Consider the following 20482-nt stretch of genomic DNA (forward strand, 5'->3'; position numbering starts at 1 on the left):
GCGGCGGATCAAAGCGCGGCTTTCGCCGCCTCGATCTTCTCCGCCAGCACATCCTGTCCGAGAGCCCCGAATACGACCTCGTTGCCGACGACGTAGGACGGCGTTCCGGTGATCGACAGCTTGTTGGCCAGATCGTAGGTCTTGGAGAAGGCTTCGGGGATCGAAGGATCCTTCATCTTCTCGCGCAACGTCGCCTCGTCGGCGCCGAGCGAAAGCGCGATCTTGATAGCGGCCGCTTCGGTGGCGCGTCCCTGGCCACCAAGCAGCGCATTGTGGAACTCGCCGTACTTTTCCGGCATCATCAGGTGGAACGCCATCGAGACGACGCTCGCCTTCTGCGAATCCGGGCCGAGGATCGGGAACTCCTTGAGCACGAAGCGCAGGTCCGGATCGGTCTTGGTCAGCGCCCGCATGTCCTCGATGGCGCGTTTGCAGAAGCCGCAATTGTAGTCGTAGAACTCGACGATCGTCACCTTGCCGTTCGGATTGCCGACGACGCCGTCGAAGGCGGAGTTGAAGATCTGGTCCTTGGCGTTCTTGATGACGCCGAGATGGGCGATGCGCTGCTCTTCCTTCTGCTTGGCCTCGAGCGCGTCCTGCACTTCGAGCAACACCTCGGGGTTCTTCAAGAGGTAGTCGCGGATGATGCCTTCGACCTCGGCGCGGTCGATCTTGGTGTCGGCGCCCGCCATCTGGACAGGCTCAGCCGTCTGAACAGGCTGGGCCGTGCCGGCCTTGGCGATCTGCGGGTTGCCGGCGACGAAACCGAAAGCGAGCATCGCAAGGGCTACAGCGATTCCCGTGGTGCCCAACAGCAGTGCCTTTTTCATTGTTCTCGTTCCTTTTGCCTGTTTCCCGGTCTGGCTATGTCGCAGCGCATGGCCGGAGGGTTCACTAGATCTTGCCTGATGATTTGTAGTTTATGATGTCCTGGGCGCGAATCCAGCGCGGCTCGCCGCGCTTCATCTGCTGCTGCGCCCGCATGGCGAATATCTTCGCATCCTTGTAGTTACCGGAATAGAAATGACCTTCGGCAGTGGCGAGCTCGGCGCCCGGTATGTCCCCCAACTCGCCATAGGCCTGTGCCAGATAGCGGTATCCCATGGAATTTTCCTTGTCGCGCCCCAGACCATTGTTGATCTGCGCGACGGCTTTCCTGAGCGAATCGGGCGTGCCGATGGCCATCAGCGCCTGTCCAAGCGAGACCGGCAGCAAGCCGGACCGCGCCGAATCGAGGCTGACCGCCTTGGCGTAGGCTTCCGCCGCATCCTTGGGGTTGTTCGCCTTCATCAGAATGTCGCCGCGCAACTCCTGGAAGTAGGCATTCCTGGGCTGCGCCTTGATCAGTGCGTTGGTCTTGGCGAGCGCTGCGGCGATATTGCCGTAAAGGTAGGTCGACTGGGCATCGCCATATAGCCCGGCCAGCGTTCCTTGCATCTTTCGCATCAGCCGTGACCCAGCCGCCTGGCCTTCCATGTAGACGGCAATCTTGACCCGCATCATGTCATGGCGCTGCTGCAGCGCGGGCGGGTCGACCTTGCCGACATTGGGGCTCTGCTTGACCAGCACTTCGAGATTGGCGATGCGTTCCTGCGGCATCGGGTGGCTGATACGATAGGGATCGACCTGCGTGCCGGACAAGGACAGCGCGCTTTGGAAGCGGGCGAATGTCTTCAGCATGCCCATGCCGGACTGGCCGGTGGCGTTGAGATAGGTGATCGCCGAGCGGTCGGCGGTCGTCTCTTCGGTGCGCTGATAGGCGAGGATGCTGCGCTGCGCCATCTCGCCGCCGCCAGCCGCCACGCCCATGCCGGCGCCGGCAAGGCCGCGGCTGTTGGTGGTGGCGCCGGCAACAATGGCGCCGGCGCCTAGCAAAGTGGCGATGATGGCCATCGTCTTGGCGCGTTCGAGCTGGTCGCGCAGTTTCTGCTGGTGGCCGCCGGCGATGTGGCCGGCCTCGTGGGCGATGACGCCAATGATCTCGTTCGGCGTTTCAGCCATCATCAGCGCGCCGGTGTTGATGAACAGCCGGCGTCCGGTGACGAAGGCGTTGAAGCTGGAATCGTTGACCAGGACGATGTCGATGCCGTCATTCGCCAGCCCGGCCGCCCTGAAGATCGGCCGTGCGTAGTCGCGAACTAGGGCCTCGATCTCGGCATCGCGCACCACCGGCACGGACTGGGCAAAGGCGGTGACCGAACACGCCACCGCAACGGCAAAGCCGAGCGAAAGTGTCGCGAAAACACGCGCCACCTCTGCAATGGTCGATCTGGGTCGGCTCAACATGACGTGTCCACTGGTAGACGAGCGGGCGAAAGATGAAAAGTCGGCACCGGAAAAACTTCCTCAACTTGTGATCCTCACACCAATCGGGCATTTGTGCGGCGCATGCGTCCAGGGCATGCCGTGCTCAACCGTCGGGATAGGGATAAAATGGTCGTTTCGCTCTCACGCCGTGGCAATGTCGAGCCGTTCCACGCCATGGATGTGCTGGCCGAAGCCAACCGGCTGAAGGCCCACGGCGTGCCGGTGATCTCCATGGCGGTCGGCCAGCCATCCGATCCGGCGCCCGCAAAGGTTCGCGCCGCGGCGGCCAAGGCCCTGCAGGAAGGCCGCATCGGCTACACCGACGCGCTGGGTCTGGCCGGTTTGCGCAAGGCGATCGCCGGGCATTACGCCGATCACTACGGGCTCGATGTCGAGCCGGGGCGGATCGCGGTAACCACCGGATCGTCGGCGGCCTTCAATCTCGCCTTCCTGGCGATGTTCGATCCGGGCGACCGCGTTGCTATCGCCGCGCCCGGTTACCCCGCCTATCGCAACATCATGGCGGCGCTCGGCATCGATGTCGTCGAGATCGAGCTCGGCGAGGCGGCCTATCTGCATGCCGGCCATCTAGAGGCGGCGCATCGCCAGAAGCCGCTGAAGGGCGTCCTGTTTGCAAGTCCGGCCAATCCGACGGGCGCCGTCATACCGGCCGGCGAACTGTCGGCGCTGGTCAGCACGGCGGAGGCGCTCGGCATCGCCGTCATTTCCGACGAGATCTACCACCGGCTGACCTATGGCGCCCCCGACACCACGGCGCTCGCCTTCGGTGACAGCGTGACGGTGATCAACTCGTTCTCGAAATATTATTGCATGACCGGCTGGCGTATCGGCTGGATGGTGCTGCCGGAGGAGCTGGTGCGTCCGGTCGAGCGCATCGCCCAGAGCCTCTACATCTCGCCACCGGAGCTGTCGCAGATCGCCGCGATCGAGGCCTTTGCCGCGACGGAGGAACTGGAGGCGGTCAAGGGCCGCTATGCATGGAATCGCGAGCTGCTGATGAAACGTTTGCCCGAGCTCGGCTTTCCGCTGGCGGCGCCCATGGATGGTGCCTTCTATGCCTTTTGCGATGTCACCCGGCACAGCAACGACAGCATGGCATTCGCGCGCAAGATGCTGGCGGAAGCCCATGTGGCGGCGACGCCCGGCCGCGACTTCGATACCCAGGCGGGGCACCGCACGATGCGGTTTTCCTATGCCGGCAGCCATGACGACATGGTCGAGGCCATGGCGCGCCTCGAACGCTGGTTGAGGTAGCGCCATGCCGGAACTCGAACAAGCCCCCAAACTTGATCAGGCCCCCAAACTTGATCAGGCCCCCAAACTTGATCAGGCATTGGCCGAGGTCGCCGCCGAAATGGCCGAGCGCACCGACCGCGGCGATGTCGCGACCTACATTCCCCAACTGGGCAAGGTCGATCCGAGGAAATTCGGCATCGCTGCCGTCACCAATAATGGCCGCGTGCTGGTGGCGGGAGATGCCGACCAGCCGTTCTCGATCCAGAGCATCTCGAAGGTCTTCACCTTGACCCTGGCGCTTGGCAATGTCGGCGATGCGCTGTGGAAGCGGGTGGGGCGCGAGCCGTCCGGCAATCCGTTCAACTCCATCGTACAGCTCGAGCACGAGAACGGCATTCCGCGCAATCCGTTCATCAATGCCGGCGCCATCGTCATTTCCGACATCCTGCTCGCCGGCCACCAGCCGCGCGAGGCGATTGGCGAGATCCTGCGTTTCATACAGTTCCTGGCCGACGACGAGACCATCATCATCGACCGCGAGGTGGCGGCCTCCGAGCGCGCCACCGGCTATCGCAACTTTGCGCTCGCCAACTATATGAAATCCTTCGGCAATCTCCATCATGCACCGGAGCTTGCGCTAGGCGTTTATTTCCATCACTGCGCCATCGCCATGAGTTGCCGGCAACTGGCGATGGCCGGCCGCTTCCTCGCCAATGGCGGCAAGAACCCGGCGACGGGGCATTCCGTGGTGTCGGCCGAGCGGGCGCGGCGCATCGGCGCCATGATGCTGACCTGCGGCCATTATGACGGCTCCGGCGATTTTGCCTTCCGCGTCGGCATTCCCGGCAAGAGCGGCGTCGGCGGCGGCATATTGGGCATCGTGCCGGGTGTCGCTTCGCTTGCCGTCTGGTCGCCCGGCCTCAATGCCAACGGCAACTCCAAGCTCGGTTCGATCGCACTGGAAAAGCTGGCCAGGATGATGAACTGGTCGATCTTCGCGCCTTAGCGTTTCCCGCCCTATCGGAATGCCGGGTATGAAAAATCCCGCGCCATCTTTTCGATCGCGCGGGATTTTCTTGTCAGAACATCAGCTCAACGAGCTGAAAAGCTTAGAAAAAGCCCTTCCGCTGCCACCAACCGGCACGCTTCGGCTTTTCTTCGGTCTTGGCCTCATCGGCGACGCTCGAAGAAACCACTGGCACGACCGGAGTATCCGCAGCCACCGCCTTGCGCCGCGACGGGCGGGCCTTCGCCGGCTCCTCTTCGGCAACGGACGGCTCGGCAACGACGTTCGCATCGTCCACAGGAGCGGGCTCGACGGCAGCTTCCGGATCTGCCTCGGTCACCGCCTCGGCGGGGACTTCGGCTGCGGCCTTCTTTGCCCTTGAAGCACGCTTCTTCTTCGGCTTTTCGGCTGGAGCGTCGTCGTTCGACGGTGCGGAAGCCGCGGCTTCTTCAACCGCTACGGGCTCGCTAGCGACCGTCTCAGCTTCAGCGGCATCGATCACCGAGGCGTCGGCGGCTTCGCCGGCCTCGGCCTCGGTCTCGCCTTCACCGTCCTCGCGACGATTGCGCTTGCCGCCGCGCTTGCCGCGCCGGCGCTTCTTGCCCTGGCTGTCATCGGAAGCCTGTACCGCCTCGTCGGACGCGCTGGCAGAGATCGCAGCGGCATCGTCCGTTTCGGTGTCGTCATTGTCCGCCTCATGTGCCGATTCGGCGAAATCGCCGGCCGGTGCGGAGATGGACGAGCCGTCCGTCGGGGCGCCATGTTCGCGGTCGCGATCCTTGCCGCCGCGCCGTCTGCGGCGCTTGCGGCGCTTGCGGTCGCGGCCTTCGCCGTCCTCGCCCGTCCTCGGCTCGCCCGTCCTGGGTTCGCCAGACCTTGGCTCACCCGACCTGGGCTGCTGGTGCTGCGATTGCTGGGCGTGCCTTGGCTGCTCGGCCTGGGCCGGTGCTTCCTCGTCTTCCTCGATGACGATCTCGTCCTCGGGTTCTTCCGGCTCGACATAGGCCGGCAGGCTGCGCAACTCGACAAAGCCTTCGGGCTTTTCGGCCAGCGCGCCGCGGAAGATCGCATAGTGCTGGGCGCCAACCGCATCGTCGGCCTCGATGGTGATGGTCAGGCCGAAGCGGCTTTCGAGTTCCACCAGCGTGCCGCGCTTGTGGTTGAGAACATAAAGCGCGGTCGCCGCCGGGGTGCGTACCGTGATGTGGCTGCGCGAATCCTTGAGCAGGAATTCCTCGATCGCCCTCACCACCATCAGCGCGACCGACGAATCGGAGCGCACATGGCCAGTGCCGCCGCAATGCGGGCAGGGCTTCATGGTCGATTCAAGCACGCTGGCGCGGATGCGCTGGCGCGACATTTCCATCAGGCCGAAATGCGAGATGCGGCCGACCTGGATGCGCGCACGGTCGTTTTTGAGGTGATCCTTCAACCGCTTTTCGACGGAGCGGTTGTTGCGGTTCTCCTCCATGTCGATGAAGTCGATGACGATCAGGCCGGCAAGGTCGCGCAGCCGGAGCTGACGCGCGACTTCCTCGGCCGCTTCCAGATTGGTGTGGAGCGCCGTATCCTCGATCGAGTGCTCCTTGGTGGAGCGGCCCGAATTGACGTCGATGGCGACCAGCGCTTCAGTCTGGTTGATGATGATGTAGCCGCCGCTCTTCAGCGTCACCTGCGGCTGCAACATGCGGTCGAGCTGCGCCTCGATGCCGTTGCGCACGAAGATCGGCGTCGTGTCGCGGAACGGCTGAACCACCTTGGCGTGGCTCGGCATCAGCATGCGCATGAAATCCTTGGCCTCGCGGTAGCCTTCGTCGCCGGAGACGAGAATCTCGTCGATATCCTTGTTGTAGAGGTCGCGCACCGAGCGCTTGATCAGGCTGCCTTCCTCATAGACGAGGGCAGGGGCGGTGGACTGGAGCGTGAGGTTGCGCACGTTCTCCCAAAGCCGCATCAGATATTCGTAGTCGCGCTTGATCTCGGCCTTGGTGCGGCTTTCGCCGGCGGTGCGCAGGATGACGCCCATGCCTTGCGGCACTTCGAGATCGGCAACGACCTCCTTGAGGCGCTTGCGGTCGACCGCGCTGGTGATCTTGCGGGAAATGCCGCCGCCGCGCGCCGTGTTCGGCATCAGCACGGAATAGCGACCGGCAAGCGACAGATAGGTGGTGAGTGCGGCGCCCTTGTTGCCGCGCTCTTCCTTGACGACCTGCACCAAAAGGATCTGCCGGCGCTTGATCACTTCCTGGATCTTGTACTGGCGGCGCACCGGCTTGCGGCGGTTGCGCACTTCTTCCAGCGCATCCTCGGCACCGACCGATTCGATCTCATGATCGTCCGGGTGCGAGGACGACACCTCTTCGAGCATGCCGCGATCATTGTCGGCGGAGGTGGCTTCGCTGCCCTGGTCCGCCTGCGAGACGGGCTCGGAAATCACATCGGCTTCGACGGAGGCGGCGATCGAGGTGGGGCCGCCTTCGCGGGCTTCGCTTTCCTCCTGCTCGGCAGAAGCCTCGTCATGCGAGGATGCGTCGGCATCGGCCGACGTATCCGCCGCGTGTTCGACGGTCTCGGAAACGTTGGAGGTGTCCTCGGCGACGGCATCGGCGCCACTGTCGCCGTTTTCACTTGCCTCGCCAGCGGCTTCGTTTGCCTCGCCGGATTCGGCTCCGCCTGCATCGCGCGGGTGCTCGCCGCGGTCGCGGCTCTTGCCGCCGCGCCGGCGTCCGCGCCGGCCGCGATCGCGGCTCTGGCGATCCTCGCCTTCGCTATCCTCGTTCTCCTCGTCCTCGGCTTCCTGCGCTTCCGCGCGCAGCAGCGCCTGACGGTCGGCGACCGGGATCTGGTAGTAATCGGGATGTATTTCACTGAAGGCGAGAAAACCGTGACGGTTGCCGCCATATTCGACAAAGGCTGCCTGAAGGGAAGGTTCGACGCGCGTTACGCGGGCGAGGTAGATGTTTCCTTTGAGCTGCTTCTTGTCCTGGGATTCAAAGTCGAATTCTTCGATACGGTTACCGCGTACGACGACAACTCGTGTTTCCTCCGGGTGGGAGGCGTCTATCAGCATTTTGTTGGGCATTATTTCGTTTCCCCCCGGCAGCCGTCAGCCGCAGCTGGCGGGGCAAAGCCCGCTGCTGTGTGTCTGGATGAGTATGGGTGCCGGATAATTGAACGTCCGCCGGACGCTGCCTGCGTGTCATGGCGGTGCCGCCCGCTGCCATATTGGCGCGGTTTGATGCGGACCTTTCCATGATTGCGCTTGAAGCCATCGTCACCAGCAGAACCTTTGAACCAAAGCCCGGAAACCGGACCAGCTTGTTTGCTCGTACAGAGCCGGCGCGGGAACAAACCCGGCCGTTTTCCTCACGCAGGCGATTCCCCCGCCACGGGCGCACACCTGCGAAATTCGTCGCGATCACCTGAAGCCTTTTCGCGTGAAGCGAAAGGAGCCGCCTTTCATCTGACCCTGTAGCAGGAAGCTGCGGAGGAGGGCGGTTCCAGGATTGCAGTGATCCACTATCGCTTTTATGATTTGGCGGGGTGGAAGGCAACCCCGATTTCCGATGCCGGCAAAAAGCAGTTCCGTAGCGTAAACCTGGCTCCAGCCCTGCATGAAAAGGCTTGGTTAACCTTCTCTGGATACCAATCGTTAATCGAGTTCGCGGCCTAACCGGCACTTCGACGAAACGAGCGGGCGCCGGGCGCCAAACCGGGAGCGACTGGAAGAGAGATGGGACTGGCAGACCTCGCAGACAAGGGATGTCGTGTCGGCGGCCGGATTCTCGGCGCCTTCTGTTTCTTGCTGCTGGTGGTTTGTTCCCCCCTTTCCTCAGTCGCCAATGCCGCCGATGCGCCGCTGGTGGCGAAAGGCTACAAGATGGCGGGCGATGCCACCAAGATGCGCATCGTCATGGAATTCGATCGCGAGCCTGACATCAAATGGTTCCTGCTGCGTGCTCCCAATCGTCTGGTCATCGACCTGGCGAACACCAGACTGGCCATCGATGCCAAGGATCTGAAGCCGCGCGGTCTGGTCAGGGGCGTGCGCCTGGGCGAACTCGGCGACGGCGTTTCGCGGCTGATCCTCACCGGCAAGGGGCCGTTCGCCGTCGATAAGCTCGATGTGCTCAAGGACGAGGACGGCACCGGCTACCGCATAGCCATCGACATGTCGGCGGCCTCCGCGCGCGAGTTCGATGCAGCCCTTGCCAACCAGGCGCTGACCACCGGCTCCACGGTTTCGACCGACAAGGGCGGGCGGGTCGGCACCGGGCCCGTCTCCAATCCCGGGCACCGCTTCACGGTCGTCATCGATCCCGGTCACGGCGGCGTCGATGGCGGCGCCGAGGGCCTGAACGGCACCATCGAGAAGAACGTCACGCTCGCCTTCGCCACGGAGTTGCGCGACAAGCTCGCCGCGGCCGGCAAATACGATGTCTTCATGACCCGCGACAGCGATGAATATTTGCGCCTGGACGACCGAGTCCGCATTGCGCGGCAGCATGAGGCCGATCTGCTGATTTCGATCCACGCCGACACCATCAGCGTCAAGGGCATCCGCGGCGCCACCGTCTATACGGTTTCCGACAAGGCGTCGGATCCCGAGGCGCAGGCGCTGGCCGACCGTGAAAATCTCTCCGACCAGTTCGCCGGCATGGTGATCAAGGACGATAAGAAGGAGGTGACGGACATCCTGATCGACCTGATCCGCCGCGAGACGCACACCTTTTCAATGAGTTTCGCCCACACATTGGTCGGCCAGCTTTCGACCAGCGTCGGCCTCATCAACAATCCGCAGCGTTCCGCTGGGTTCAAGGTGCTGAAGGCGCCAGACGTGCCATCGGTGCTGGTCGAACTCGGCTATCTCTCGAACGCCAAGGACGAGGCGCAGCTGCTCAACGCCGATTGGCGCGACAAAGCCGCGCAAAGCATCACCAACGCCGTCGCGCTTTTTGCTTCCGCCCGTGCCGGAACCGGAGGCTGACATGCCTGGCCACGCCTGCAACCAGAGGCGGCGTTGCTGTATGACAACACCCGATGCCTTTATTTCCAGCACGCGCCCACGAAACAAGGCCTTGCCGTATTTTGTCCACATGGCGGCGACATGGGTTTTCGATTACGGTTTGGGCCCGGCACGAAAGCTTGCGCGGAAGGCGGCTTCGTTTAGGAAATTCCCGAACCAAGGACTGGAGCGGGTATGATTCGTCTCATTGGCTATTTCTTCGGCATCGGCACGACGCTGGCCCTTCTGGTCGCGGCGGGCGTTGCGATTTACATCGGCCATGTGGCAAAGGATCTGCCTGACTACGAAGTGCTGGCCAAATACGAACCGCCGGTGACCACCCGCATCCATGCCTCGGATGGCTCTCTGATGGCGGAATATGCGCGCGAACGGCGCCTGTATTTGCCGATTCAGGCGATCCCCGATCGCGTCAAGGCTGCCTTCCTGTCCGCCGAGGATAAGAATTTCTACAATCACCCTGGCGTGGACATAACGGGATTGGGCCGGGCGGCGCTCACTTACGTTTCGGGTGGACCGATGCAGGGCGGTTCGACGATCACCCAGCAGGTTGCCAAGAACTTCCTCCTCACCAACGAGCGCTCCCTGGAACGCAAGGTCAAGGAGGCCATCCTTTCGTTTCGCATCGAACAGGCCTATTCCAAGGATCGCATCCTTGAACTCTATCTCAATGAGATTTTCTTTGGCTTCAACGCCTACGGTGTCGCTGGCGCCGCGCTGACCTATTTCGACAAGTCGGTGAACGAATTGACCGTGGCCGAGGCCGCTTATCTGGCATCGCTGCCGAAAGGCCCAGCCAACTACAATCCCTTCAAACATGCCGATCGGGCGCTTGAGCGGCGAAACTGGGTCATCGGCCAGATGGTCGAGAACGGTTACGTGACTCCCGAAGAGGGTGCGAAAGCGAAGGCCGAGCCACTTGGCGTTGCCCCGCGCCGCACCGGCTCCTACCTTTTCGCCGGCGAGTATTTCACGGAAGAGGTCCGCCGGCAGATCATCGCCCGTTACGGCGAGAACGCGCTCTATGAGGGCGGCCTGTCCATTCGCACCACCCTCGACCCGAAAGTCCAGCTCATTGCCCGCAAGGCGATGCAGAACGGTTTGATGAAATACGACACGCTGCGCGGCTATCGCGGGCCGGTGAAGACAATCGACGTGTCTGGCGACTGGGGCGCCTCGCTGGGCGCCGTCAAGGGGCTGGAGGACGTTCCCGAATGGTCGCTTGCCGTCGTGCTCGACAGTTCGGCGACTGGATTGTCGATCGGCCTGCAGCCCGCACGCCAGGCGTCGGGCGAGATCGTCAAGGAACGCGTCGAAGGCACCGTCAGCAAGGACGACATGGGTTTCGCCATGCGCCATTTGGTCGATGGCAAGACAGTCAGGGCCAAATCACCGGCCGACGTGCTGAAGCCAGGCGACGTCATCTTCGTGCAGAAGAACGAAGGCTCCGACAACACCTACAGCCTGCGCCAGGTTCCCGAGGTGGAGGGTGGCCTGATCGCCATGGATCCGCACACCGGCCGCGTACTGGCCATGGTCGGCGGCTTCTCTTATTCGCAGTCGGAATTCAACCGCGCCACCCAGGCGATGCGTCAGCCGGGCTCCTCGTTCAAGCCGATCGTCTATTCGGCCGCGCTCGACAATGGCTACACGCCGGCCTCGGTGATCATGGACGGGCCGATCACCATCCAGAGCGGCAACACGACATGGACGCCGAAGAATTATGACGGCACCGTCGCCGGTCCGGCGACGCTGCGCTCCGGCATCGAGAAGTCGCGCAACCTGATGACCGTGCGGCTTGCCAACGACATGGGTATGAAGCTCGTCGTTGAATATGCCGAGCGCTTCGGCGTCTACGATCATCTGGCGCCGTATCTGCCGATGGCGCTTGGCTCTGGCGAGACCACCGTCATGCGCATGGTTTCGGCCTATTCGATCATGGCCAATGGCGGCAAGTCGATCAAACCGTCGCTGATCGACCGCATCCAGGATCGCTACGGCAAGACGGTGTTCAAGCAGGATGAACGTGGCTGTGAAAGCTGCAATGCGCCTGAATGGAAGAACCAGCCGGAGCCGGAACTGGTCGACAATTCCGAGCAGGTTCTCGATCCGATGACCGCCTACCAGATCACGTCGATGATGGAAGGCGTCGTCCAGCGCGGCACCGGCGCCACCATCGGTGAGCTCGGCCGCCACATTGCCGGCAAGACCGGCACCACCAACGACGAAAAGGACGCTTGGTTCATCGGTTACACGCCGAACCTCGTGGTCGGCCTCTACATGGGCTACGACACGCCGCGCGGCCTTGGCCATGGCGCCACCGGCGGCGGTCTCGCGGCCCCGATCTTCAAGGATTTCATGCGCGTGGCGCTGGACGGCACGCCCAATGTCGACTTCAAGGTTCCCGATGGCATGAACCTGATCGCCATCAACCGCAAGACCGGCATGCGGGCGGCATCGGGCGATCCGGGCACCATCGTCGAGGCCTTCAAGCCGGGCACCGGCCCCGCCGACAGCTATTGGGTGATCGGCATGGGCGCCGACGGCTCCAATGCCTCCGGCGGCGCCTTGTCGCCACAGGCCAACCAGGCCATCCAGGACGGCGGCGGCGGACTCTACTAACGGGTCCGGTCGTCGGCACGGCTGGCCTTGGGGTTGGCCCTGGGGCCGGCCTATTCGCTTTGCACATGTTCGCTTTACACATGGCGGCGCCGTCCCTATGTATCGCGCCGACCAAAGTGTCACTTCAGCAACAGGACAAAATACCAGGCCATGCGCGCGGAAACGCAGAATATTGTCGACGAGATCAGGCAGGCGATAACCCTGCTGAGGAGGCATCTTTGACTGGGATCAGGCCATAAAGCGGCTTGAATACCTGAACGTTCGCGCCGAGGACGCCAGCCTATGGAACGAACCGCTGAAGGCGCAGAAGCTGATGCGCGAGCGCCAGGGCCTCGAGGAAGGCATTGCATCGGTCAAGGGTCTGACGCAGGCGCTGGAGGACAATATCGGCCTGATCGAGCTCGGCGAGGAAGAGGGCGACGAAGGCGTCATCGCCGAGGCCGAGGCCGCGCTCCGCTCCATGCAGGGCGAGGCGAAAGCCCGCCAGGTCGAGACACTGCTGTCGGGCGAAGCCGACGCCAACGACACCTATCTCGAAGTCCACGCAGGCGCGGGCGGCACCGAAAGCCAGGACTGGGCCTCGATGCTTTTGCGCATGTACACGCGCTGGGCCGAGCGCCGCCGCTTCAAGGTCGAGGTGCTGGAAGTGCATGACGGCGAAGAAGCAGGCATCAAGTCCGCGACTTTGCTGATCAAGGGCCACAATGCCTATGGCTGGCTGAAGACGGAATCCGGCGTCCATCGCCTGGTGCGCATTTCGCCCTATGACAGCAATGCGCGCCGGCACACCTCCTTCGCCAGCGTCTGGGTCTATCCGGTCATCGACGACACGATCGAGATCGACGTGTCCGAATCCGACGTTCGCATCGACACCTATCGCTCGTCGGGTTCGGGCGGCCAGCACGTCAACACCACCGATTCGGCCGTACGCATCACCCATATCGCCACTGGTATCGCGGTTGCCTGCCAAGCCGAGCGTTCACAGCACAAGAACAAGGCCAAGGCCTGGGAGATGCTGCGCTCGCGCCTCTATGAGGAGGAGCTGAAGAAGCGCGAAGCCGTTGCCAACGCGACCGAAGCGTCCAAGAGCGATATCGGCTGGGGCCACCAGATCCGCTCCTACGTGCTGCAGCCCTATCAGCTGGTGAAGGACCTTCGTACCGGTGTCGAAAGCACCAGCCCTTCCAGTGTACTCGATGGCGACCTCGACGATTTCATGGAGGCTTCGCTGTCGCAACGCATCGAGGGCGGTGCGGGTGAAGTGGTGGCGGACCTGGATTAAAAGCAGCCGCTTGAACGACGGAGCTGAACCGACGATGGCACGCAGGCTCTCGGGAAAATGCCTCTGCGGAGCAGTGCGCTACGACGTCGCCGACGAATTCGTCTACGCAGCCAACTGCCACTGCTCGAATTGTCGGCGGACCACCGGTTCGGCCTTCAAACCTTTTGCCGGGATCGAGCGAGACAAGTTGGCCCTCGTCAAGGGCGAGGACAAGCTCCTGATCTTCGGCGATCAAAGCGGCGCTCATGACGCCCACTGCGGACTGTGCGGCTCATTGCTCTATTCGCTCGTCCGCGAAGGAGCCTTTTTCCATGTGCCGATGGGAACCCTTGTCGGCGATCCTTCCATTCGTCCGACCGCGCACATTTTCGTCGGCTCCAAGGCAGGCTGGTTCGATATCACCGACGACCTGCCGCAATATCAAGAGCACGTGATCGTCGGCTCCGACGCTCGATAGGCTGGAACCGATTCGGGCCGATCGCCGTTATTTCGATGCTCGCCCGTTAGTCGAAACTCGCATGCCGGGAGTGGAACCTGGCCTGAATCTCGTCAGCAATTGCAGAGGGTTGGCGCCTGCACGGCGATATCGCCGATAGCAGCAGCTTCTTGCGCCTACCAGGGAATCAGCCCAGCATCCAAAGGCTGGGAGAGAAAAAGCATTTATGGCCGGACGCGGCATATCTGCGACCTGACGATCCGGCCACTGGGAAGACACGTTCCGGGAACGGGCAAGCGAAACGCTTGATGCTCGTTTGAAAGGAACGTTTCCATGTCTGCTGCCACATTCCGATCGGCCAGAGCCGTTCAGCCGGCTGGCCGACTTATGTTTTCCCTGCTCGCCATCGGTGCGCTCGCGATGCTTACGCCAGCTGCCTTTGCCCATGACGCCAAGCCCACGGCGGCAAAGCCGCAAGGCTGGAGTTATCCATTCGCTTGCTGTGCCAACTATGATTGTCGTGCCGCACACACCGGGGAAGTACTGGAGAAACCCGAAGGCTATGTGATCGCCGGCACCGGCGAGGTCGTTCCAATGACAGACAAGCGCATCAAGGACAGCCCTGACGGCGAGTTTCACTGGTGCGCTCATCAAGGCGGTCTCGATGCCGGCAGGACGATCTGCCTGTTCGTCCCGCCGCGCTCTTTTTAGGTTGTGACAAATGCATCGGAAGACCAGCCATCGTTCCACAACCTTGCTGAGATGGCTGGCCTGTGACGTTGTTGCCTCATGCGGAGGCCGCGACTGCTGAGGCGAAGTCGCGATATGGGCGCAGTGGGCGGCCCAGAAGCGCGGTCAGGCGCTCGACGTCGCCGGCTTCCGGCAGCATCCCGTCGGTGAAGAAGCGCTCGCCCATCAAGCGCATGTCGTAGGCCATCCAGGCGGGCAGGAACTGCTTGAGGTTTTGCTCGAAGCCCTCTGTGTTGTCGCCGCTATAGTTGATCGGACGGGCGAGCACGTCTGACCAGATTGCGGCGATATCCGTTCCTGTCAGTGTCTGCGGACCGACGAGGTTGATCCGTTCGATCGCAAGTGGCTCCGCGGACTGTTCGCGGCGCAGCAGTTCAAGGGCGGCGATCTCGGCGATATCACGGGCGTCGATCATGGCAAGACCCTTCGCGCCGATCGGCATTGGGTAGGTGCCGTAGCCGGTGATGGTGTCTTCGACCATCAGATCGTTCTGGATGAAGTAGGCCGGGCGCAAGATCGTGGCCTTGAAGTCCATCTGCTCGATCATCCGTTCGACCCCGAACTTGCCGGCGAAGTGCGGCACGTTCACGTAGACGTCAGCGTGGATCACCGACAGATAGACGATCCGCTCGATGCCGGCCGATCGGGCGACGTTCAGCGCGACCAAAGCTTGGGTGAACTCGTCCGGTACCACGGCGTTCAAGAGGAACAGAGTGGAAACTCCAGACATGGCTTTGCGCAGCGAATCGACATCGAGAAAGTCGCCTTGCACGACGGATACGCCTGCCGGGAAGCTGGCTTTCGACGGATCGCGGACGAGGGCACGAACATCGGCGTTGCGCTTGACGAGTTGGTCGACGACTTGGCGCCCAATGTTGCCCGTGGCGCCGGTAACGAGAATGGCCATGAAATTTCTCCTGTTGGGGTGCTTGACGCCTCCCATATGTGTGGCTCACAAAGCGCCAAACAGGCGGAAAATTTAGACGCATCGTCTCACTGGTGGAACACGCCATGGATCTTCTTGCCCTCGCGGATTTCAATCTCGTTGCCCGCCATGCTGGCTTCGGCAAGGCGGCAAGGGCCACCGGCCGGCCCAAGGCAACGCTGTCCCGGCGCGTTGGAGAGTTGGAAAGCAGTCTTGATCTGCGCCTGTTTGAACGGGGCGCGCGTGACTTGAAGCTGACCGAGGAAGGACGGGCCCTCTTCGAGCGAACGGGGACGTTGCTTGCCGAACTGGACGAGACGGCGGCGGCGATTGCCTCGGGCGGTCAGAGACCCAAGGGCAGATTACGGATCAGTGCACCTCTCCATTTTTCTCAGACCGCAATGGGCAGGATAGCCGCGGGATTTGCCGTTAAGTATCCGGAGGTTAGGCTGGAGGTCACGACCGAGGATCGGTATGTGGACATGATCGAGGAAGGTTATGACCTGGCAATTCGAGTCAATCCAGATCCCGACGAAAGCCTGGTCGGACGGGCGTTTCTGCGCGACCGTCTGGTCGTGGTGGCAAGCCCCGGCCTTCCTCGCACGACAGATGGACTCGCCGCTCCTAGCGTTGCCCGCGGCCCAGGCGATCGGCAAACATGGCACGTGAAGACACAAGCTGGCCGCTCGACGATTACAGTCGAGCCTGTCCTCACGCTGTCAACGCTCATCATGGTCCGGGACGCGGTGCGAGCCGGCGTCGGTGCGGGACGGCTTCCCATTTCATTGGTGACCCACGACTTGGCTGACGGCACATTGGTGAATTGGGGAGATATCGACGGCCCCGAGATCTCTCTATGGGCGCTCTACCCATCTCGGCGGCTGCTCAGTGCGCGCGTATCGGCGTTCTTGGACTTCCTGAAACAGGCTTTCCCAAATGGGACGCCGGACGAACTGGCCGCCTATATTGGCAGGTGAAGGCCGAGGTTGCCTTCAGCCGTAGCCTGCTGACGGACAGTTGTCAGCATCGCTTCTTTATGGTGCCCTGTTGCAGGGGCGGCGGCCAACGGAGAGGTGATGTTTCATGACCATCAAGGGAAGCTGCCACTGCAAGGCGACAATGTTCGAGGTCTCGCAGGCCCCACAAACGGTGACGCAATGCACCTGTTCGTTCTGCTCGAAGCGCGGTTCGCTGTGGGCCTACTACATCCCCTCGCAGTTCAAGCTCATCACGCCGCCGAACAAGGTTTCCTTCTATCAGTGGGGATCGAAAACCGTAAAACATGGGTTTTGCGCCATCTGCGGCTGCGGCACTTTCACCGAAACACCGGACTGGTCCGCCGGCGAGCCGGATTTTGACAATCCGAAGATCAGCGTCAATTCACGGCTGTTCGATGATTTCGATCTCGACAAGGTCGAAGTGGTGGTCATTGACGGCAAGAATCTCTGGTAGCCAGCCAACACGGTTCGTTACCCGACCGGCTCCGGGGAAAAAGCCGTTGCAGGCGATTTTTCCCGTTCCGCTTTTCGCCGCATTTCATGGTACAAGTCGCGGCAAGGGCTGATTTGGCGCCGTCGAAAAGGCGCGACTTGGAGAGGGACCATCTATGAAGAAGACCGTGCTCGTCGTCGTGGCGACGGCTTTGCTCGTGAGCGCCTGCACCACTACGGATCCATATACGGGCGACCAGAAGATTTCCAACACGGCCGCGGGTGCCGGTCTTGGTGCCTTGGCGGGTGCCAGCCTCGGTCTGCTTGCCGGCGGCAATGACCGTCGCAATGCGCTGATCGGCGCCGGCATCGGCGCGCTGGCCGGCGGCGCTATCGGCGCCACGATGGATCAGAACGAAGCGGAGTTGCGTCGGCAGCTCGAGGGCACTGGCGTCAGCGTCACCCGCAGCGGCGACCAGATCATCCTCAACATGCCGTCCGACATCACCTTCAATTCGGATCAGGATGCGGTGAAGCCGGGCTTCTACCAGGTGCTGAACTCGGTTGCGCTGGTGCTGAAGAAGTTCAAGCAGACCACGGTCGACGTTTTCGGCCACACCGATTCGACCGGTGGCGATCAGCACAATTTCGATCTATCCCAGCGTCGTGCGCTGGCGGTCGCCAATTATCTGGCCGGCCAAGGCGTCGATCAGCGCCGCTTCGCCGTCACCGGCTTCGGCAAGACGCGTCCGGTCGCCTCCAATGCGACGTCCGAGGGCCGCGCCCAGAACCGCCGCGTCGAAATACAGCTTTCGCCGCTCACCTGATCTGTCCGGCAAGCGCCCCGACCTGTTCGGCAAGCCAAAACAAAACGGCTCCCACGCGGAGCCGTTTTGTCTAAGTGCGCGCTCTATTTTAGCGATTTCTAATAAATTTCTTTCCCGCGACCATGGAAAGGAATATCATCCTCGCTGTTCCGGAGGGGATGAGGCGGTACAATCGGCCGCGCAATCAGCATTTTTCCGCCTCGGTCTTGCACGGCCAGATCAGAAGTCTGGGAGGAATGCATGACAAGAACAGCTACCCTTGGGCGCTGCGGCGTCCTTGCTTTGACAGGCATTGCAACTTTATGGCTGGGCCTCGCCGCGGCGAGGGCCGAGGACGCCAACAAGGCCGACATCGATGCCTTGAAAAAATCGCTCGCCAAATATGAAGACTACACCGCCGCCGTCCGCGACCTCTATCTGTCGACGGTCGGCTGCGTCTACTACAGCGGAGAAAAGATAGCGGGCTCGATGGATTACCCGAAGGGCGCCATGGGCATCCATTTCGTCAATGTCCCGAGTGTCGGCCAGAAACTCGACCCGATGAAGCCCAACGTCCTGATCTACGAGCCGACCAAGAAAGGCCTGAAGTTGGTCGGTGTGGAATGGCTGGTGCCGCTGACGCCGGACGTCAAAGCGCCGCCGAAGCTGTTTGGCCAGACCTTCATGGGTCCGATGGAGGGGCACTATCCGCTCATCCCGAGGGAATTCGTCCACTACGACCTTCACGCCTGGCTGAACGACAATCCGAACGGCATGTTCAGTCCGACGAACCCGAAGGTGAAATGCAACAAGGCCGAGTTTCCGATGCTGGAGAAACCGACCAAGATGATGCCGGGCCCGATGTAGCAGGCACACCAAGCCGAGGCTTGTCGATATCCATCGGTGCGTCTACCGAGGGCAAGCCGGATCGCTGGCTTGCCCGCCCGGGAATCAGACCTTGGCGACGATCCGCATGAAGGCCGGCATGTCGTCGCCGAAGCCGACGGTGGCGTCGTTGTCTTCCTGGTGGCGTTGACGGCCAGGGCGGTTGTTGTCGCCGCGCTGCGGCCTTGTATCACCGCGCTCCGGTGCGCGCTCATTGCGATCGGAGGATTTACGCTCGGTGTTTTCCGAACGGATTGCATCCTTGCGCGCGCGCCGTTCGACAACGTCGGCGACCGGCGTCTCTGCTGCGTCGGACTGCTCGTGCTGCTGGGCAACCACGGCCGGCGCGTCTTCCTCGCTGTGTCTGGCGCGACGTTCGCCGCTCTTCTTGCGCTCGCCCCCGTCCTTGCGCTCGCCCCTGTCCTTACGGTCGTCATCTTTGCGGCCGGCACGGCGCGGTGCGCCTTTGCCACGGCGCGGCGCGTCGTCCTCGCCTTCGCTGGCGACCACCGTCGACAGATCGCCGTCATGCCACTCGATCTTGGTGCCGATCAGCCGCTCGATGGCGTCGATATACTTGGTGTCGGATTTGGTCGCGATGGTGAAGGACTTGCCCGAGCGCCCGGCGCGGCCGGTACGGCCGATGCGGTGGACATAGTCCTCGGCATGGATCGGGACGTCATAGTTGAAGACGTGGCTGACATCGGGGATGTCGAGGCCGCGCGCGGCAACGTCCGAAGCGACGAGGTAGCGCAGCTTGCCATCGCGGAAATTGGCCAGCATCTGCATGCGGGCGCGCTGGTCCATGTCGCCATGCAGCGCACCGGCGTCGAAATCATACTTCAGCAGCGAGCGGAACAGTTCCGACACCTCGACCTTGCGGTTGCAGAAGATGATGGCGTTCTTCAGCTCGGCATCTTCAGCCTTGATCAGGTTGCGCAGCGTCTCGCGCTTGTCCCAGGGTTTCGAGCCCGACTTGACCAGCCGCTGGATGATGTTGGTTGCGGCCGACGCGGCCTTGGAGACCTCGACACGCACCGGCGCGTGCAGGAATTTTTCGGTAAGCTTGGTGATTTCCGGCGGCATCGTCGCCGAGAAGAACAGCGTCTGCCGGGTGAACGGGATCATCTCGCAGATGCGTTCGATATCGGGGATAAAGCCCATGTCGAGCATGCGGTCGGCCTCGTCGATGACGAGGATTTCGACGCCGTTGAGCAAGAGCTTGCCGCGCTCGCGGTGGTCGAGCAGGCGGCCGGGCGTCGCGATCAGCACGTCGGCGCCACGCTCCAGCTTCTTGTCCTGTTCGTCGAACGACACGCCGCCGATCAGGAGCGCGATGTTGAGCTTGTGATTCTTGCCGTACTTGATGAAGTTTTCCTCAACCTGCGCGGCAAGCTCACGCGTCGGTTCCAGGATCAGTGTGCGCGGCATTCGGGCACGCGCGCGGCCCTTTTCCAGCCGGGTCAGCATCGGCAGCACGAAGGAAGCCGTCTTGCCGGTGCCGGTCTGGGCAATGCCCAGCACGTCCTTGCCGAGCAAGGCGTGCGGAATGGCGCCGGCCTGGATCGGAGTCGGCTGCGTGTAGCCGGCATCGGTAACTGCGGAAAGCACCTTCGGCGACAGGCCGAGGTCTGAAAAGGTCAACGCTTCTTGAGCGGTCGTGGTGTCTGAGGACAAGTGTTGCTGTCTTTGGCTGGTTCGGGGAAGCGCAACGTTGTTCGTCGCGGCAAGCGCCACGCGCCTGCAAGATTGG

The 20482-nt window shown here is 62.4% G+C and carries 16 protein-coding genes; 11 read left to right on the plus strand and 5 right to left on the minus strand.

Annotation, left to right across the window (positions count from 1 at the left end; genetic code table 11):
- Window positions 1-8: 8 nt before the first annotated feature.
- Together FJ978_RS20625 and FJ978_RS20630 are read right to left on the minus strand one after the other, a co-directional pair.
- Window positions 9-830, minus strand: coding sequence for a DsbA family protein (locus FJ978_RS20625; RefSeq protein WP_013895759.1), 822 nt, complete (start codon window positions 828-830; stop codon window positions 9-11).
- Between the two features lie 64 nt (window positions 831-894).
- Window positions 895-2286, minus strand: coding sequence for a M48 family metalloprotease (locus FJ978_RS20630; protein WP_140573550.1), 1392 nt, complete (start codon window positions 2284-2286; stop codon window positions 895-897).
- A gap of 147 nt (window positions 2287-2433) precedes the next feature.
- Here FJ978_RS20630 and FJ978_RS20635 point away from each other — a divergent pair, with 147 nt between their 5' ends.
- The gene (locus tag FJ978_RS20635; protein WP_140573552.1) at window positions 2434-3582 is read left to right on the plus strand and encodes an aminotransferase class I/II-fold pyridoxal phosphate-dependent enzyme; all 1149 of its coding nucleotides are present in this window, start codon (window positions 2434-2436) and stop codon (window positions 3580-3582) included.
- Window positions 3583-3586: 4 nt separating this feature from the next.
- A complete protein-coding gene (locus FJ978_RS20640; RefSeq protein WP_140573554.1) occupies window positions 3587-4570 on the plus strand; it encodes a glutaminase in 984 nt (327 codons plus the stop codon).
- Window positions 4571-4673: 103 nt separating this feature from the next.
- On the opposite strand, the gene FJ978_RS20645 is transcribed toward FJ978_RS20640, so the two are convergent.
- On the minus strand, window positions 4674-7652 hold the full coding sequence (locus tag FJ978_RS20645; protein WP_140573556.1) for a ribonuclease E/G: 2979 nt from the start codon (window positions 7650-7652) through the stop codon (window positions 4674-4676).
- A 651-nt stretch (window positions 7653-8303) separates the two neighbouring features.
- On the opposite strand from FJ978_RS20645, the gene FJ978_RS20650 reads away from it, so the two are divergent.
- The 5 genes from FJ978_RS20650 (at window position 8304) to FJ978_RS20670 (ending at window position 14644) form a co-directional block, all read left to right on the plus strand.
- Window positions 8304-9557 (plus strand): N-acetylmuramoyl-L-alanine amidase, encoded by a 1254-nt coding sequence (locus FJ978_RS20650; protein WP_140573558.1) that lies wholly within the window; start codon window positions 8304-8306, stop codon window positions 9555-9557.
- Between the two features lie 213 nt (window positions 9558-9770).
- Window positions 9771-12215 (plus strand): penicillin-binding protein 1A, encoded by a 2445-nt coding sequence (locus FJ978_RS20655; protein ID WP_140573560.1) that lies wholly within the window; start codon window positions 9771-9773, stop codon window positions 12213-12215.
- 150 nt (window positions 12216-12365) lie between these two features.
- A protein-coding gene (gene prfB / locus FJ978_RS20660; protein ID WP_140573562.1) for a peptide chain release factor 2 occupies window positions 12366-13497 on the plus strand; the annotation gives its coding sequence in 2 pieces (ribosomal slippage) (window positions 12366-12431 and window positions 12433-13497; 1131 coding nt in all).
- Window positions 13498-13531: 34 nt separating this feature from the next.
- On the plus strand, window positions 13532-13954 hold the full coding sequence (locus tag FJ978_RS20665) for a GFA family protein (protein WP_140573564.1): 423 nt from the start codon (window positions 13532-13534) through the stop codon (window positions 13952-13954).
- Window positions 13955-14266: 312 nt separating this feature from the next.
- Complete coding sequence (locus FJ978_RS20670; RefSeq protein WP_140573566.1) at window positions 14267-14644, plus strand: hypothetical protein; 378 nt, start codon at window positions 14267-14269, stop codon at window positions 14642-14644.
- A gap of 76 nt (window positions 14645-14720) precedes the next feature.
- On the opposite strand, the gene FJ978_RS20675 is transcribed toward FJ978_RS20670, so the two are convergent.
- Window positions 14721-15590: an NmrA/HSCARG family protein gene (locus FJ978_RS20675; RefSeq protein WP_140573568.1), complete on the minus strand. Its 870-nt coding sequence runs from the start codon at window positions 15588-15590 to the stop codon at window positions 14721-14723.
- A 104-nt stretch (window positions 15591-15694) separates the two neighbouring features.
- Here FJ978_RS20675 and FJ978_RS20680 point away from each other — a divergent pair, with 104 nt between their 5' ends.
- From FJ978_RS20680 to FJ978_RS20695, 4 genes are all read left to right on the plus strand, one after another.
- Complete coding sequence (locus tag FJ978_RS20680; protein WP_140573570.1) at window positions 15695-16585, plus strand: LysR family transcriptional regulator; 891 nt, start codon at window positions 15695-15697, stop codon at window positions 16583-16585.
- A 106-nt stretch (window positions 16586-16691) separates the two neighbouring features.
- Window positions 16692-17060, plus strand: coding sequence for a GFA family protein (locus FJ978_RS20685; protein WP_140573572.1), 369 nt, complete (start codon window positions 16692-16694; stop codon window positions 17058-17060).
- 154 nt (window positions 17061-17214) lie between these two features.
- Window positions 17215-17865 carry an OmpA family protein gene (locus tag FJ978_RS20690; RefSeq protein WP_013895746.1) on the plus strand — a complete coding sequence of 217 codons (651 nt, stop codon included), beginning with the start codon at window positions 17215-17217 and terminating at the stop codon, window positions 17863-17865.
- A 240-nt stretch (window positions 17866-18105) separates the two neighbouring features.
- On the plus strand, window positions 18106-18711 hold the full coding sequence (locus FJ978_RS20695) for a hypothetical protein (RefSeq protein ID WP_140573574.1): 606 nt from the start codon (window positions 18106-18108) through the stop codon (window positions 18709-18711).
- 84 nt (window positions 18712-18795) lie between these two features.
- On the opposite strand, the gene FJ978_RS20700 is transcribed toward FJ978_RS20695, so the two are convergent.
- On the minus strand, window positions 18796-20406 hold the full coding sequence (locus FJ978_RS20700; protein WP_181176793.1) for a DEAD/DEAH box helicase: 1611 nt from the start codon (window positions 20404-20406) through the stop codon (window positions 18796-18798).
- Window positions 20407-20482 lie beyond the last annotated feature (76 nt).

Source organism: Mesorhizobium sp. B1-1-7 (assembly GCF_006442705.1).
Classification (GTDB): Bacteria; Pseudomonadota; Alphaproteobacteria; order Rhizobiales; family Rhizobiaceae; genus Mesorhizobium; species Mesorhizobium opportunistum.

Coding starts and splice junctions, on each gene's coding strand:
- FJ978_RS20685 (WP_140573572.1), top strand. CDS start 16,692: ATGACCATCAAGGGAAGCTGCCACTGCAAGGCGACAATGTTCGAGGTC.
- FJ978_RS20680 (WP_140573570.1), top strand. CDS start 15,695: ATGGATCTTCTTGCCCTCGCGGATTTCAATCTCGTTGCCCGCCATGCT.
- FJ978_RS20640 (WP_140573554.1), top strand. CDS start 3,587: ATGCCGGAACTCGAACAAGCCCCCAAACTTGATCAGGCCCCCAAACTT.
- FJ978_RS20630 (WP_140573550.1), bottom strand. CDS start 2,286: ATGTTGAGCCGACCCAGATCGACCATTGCAGAGGTGGCGCGTGTTTTC.
- FJ978_RS20665 (WP_140573564.1), top strand. CDS start 13,532: ATGGCACGCAGGCTCTCGGGAAAATGCCTCTGCGGAGCAGTGCGCTAC.
- FJ978_RS20670 (WP_140573566.1), top strand. CDS start 14,267: ATGTCTGCTGCCACATTCCGATCGGCCAGAGCCGTTCAGCCGGCTGGC.
- FJ978_RS20695 (WP_140573574.1), top strand. CDS start 18,106: ATGACAAGAACAGCTACCCTTGGGCGCTGCGGCGTCCTTGCTTTGACA.
- FJ978_RS20635 (WP_140573552.1), top strand. CDS start 2,434: ATGGTCGTTTCGCTCTCACGCCGTGGCAATGTCGAGCCGTTCCACGCC.
- FJ978_RS20690 (WP_013895746.1), top strand. CDS start 17,215: ATGAAGAAGACCGTGCTCGTCGTCGTGGCGACGGCTTTGCTCGTGAGC.
- FJ978_RS20645 (WP_140573556.1), bottom strand. CDS start 7,652: ATGCCCAACAAAATGCTGATAGACGCCTCCCACCCGGAGGAAACACGA.
- FJ978_RS20625 (WP_013895759.1), bottom strand. CDS start 830: ATGAAAAAGGCACTGCTGTTGGGCACCACGGGAATCGCTGTAGCCCTT.
- FJ978_RS20675 (WP_140573568.1), bottom strand. CDS start 15,590: ATGGCCATTCTCGTTACCGGCGCCACGGGCAACATTGGGCGCCAAGTC.
- FJ978_RS20655 (WP_140573560.1), top strand. CDS start 9,771: ATGATTCGTCTCATTGGCTATTTCTTCGGCATCGGCACGACGCTGGCC.
- FJ978_RS20650 (WP_140573558.1), top strand. CDS start 8,304: ATGGGACTGGCAGACCTCGCAGACAAGGGATGTCGTGTCGGCGGCCGG.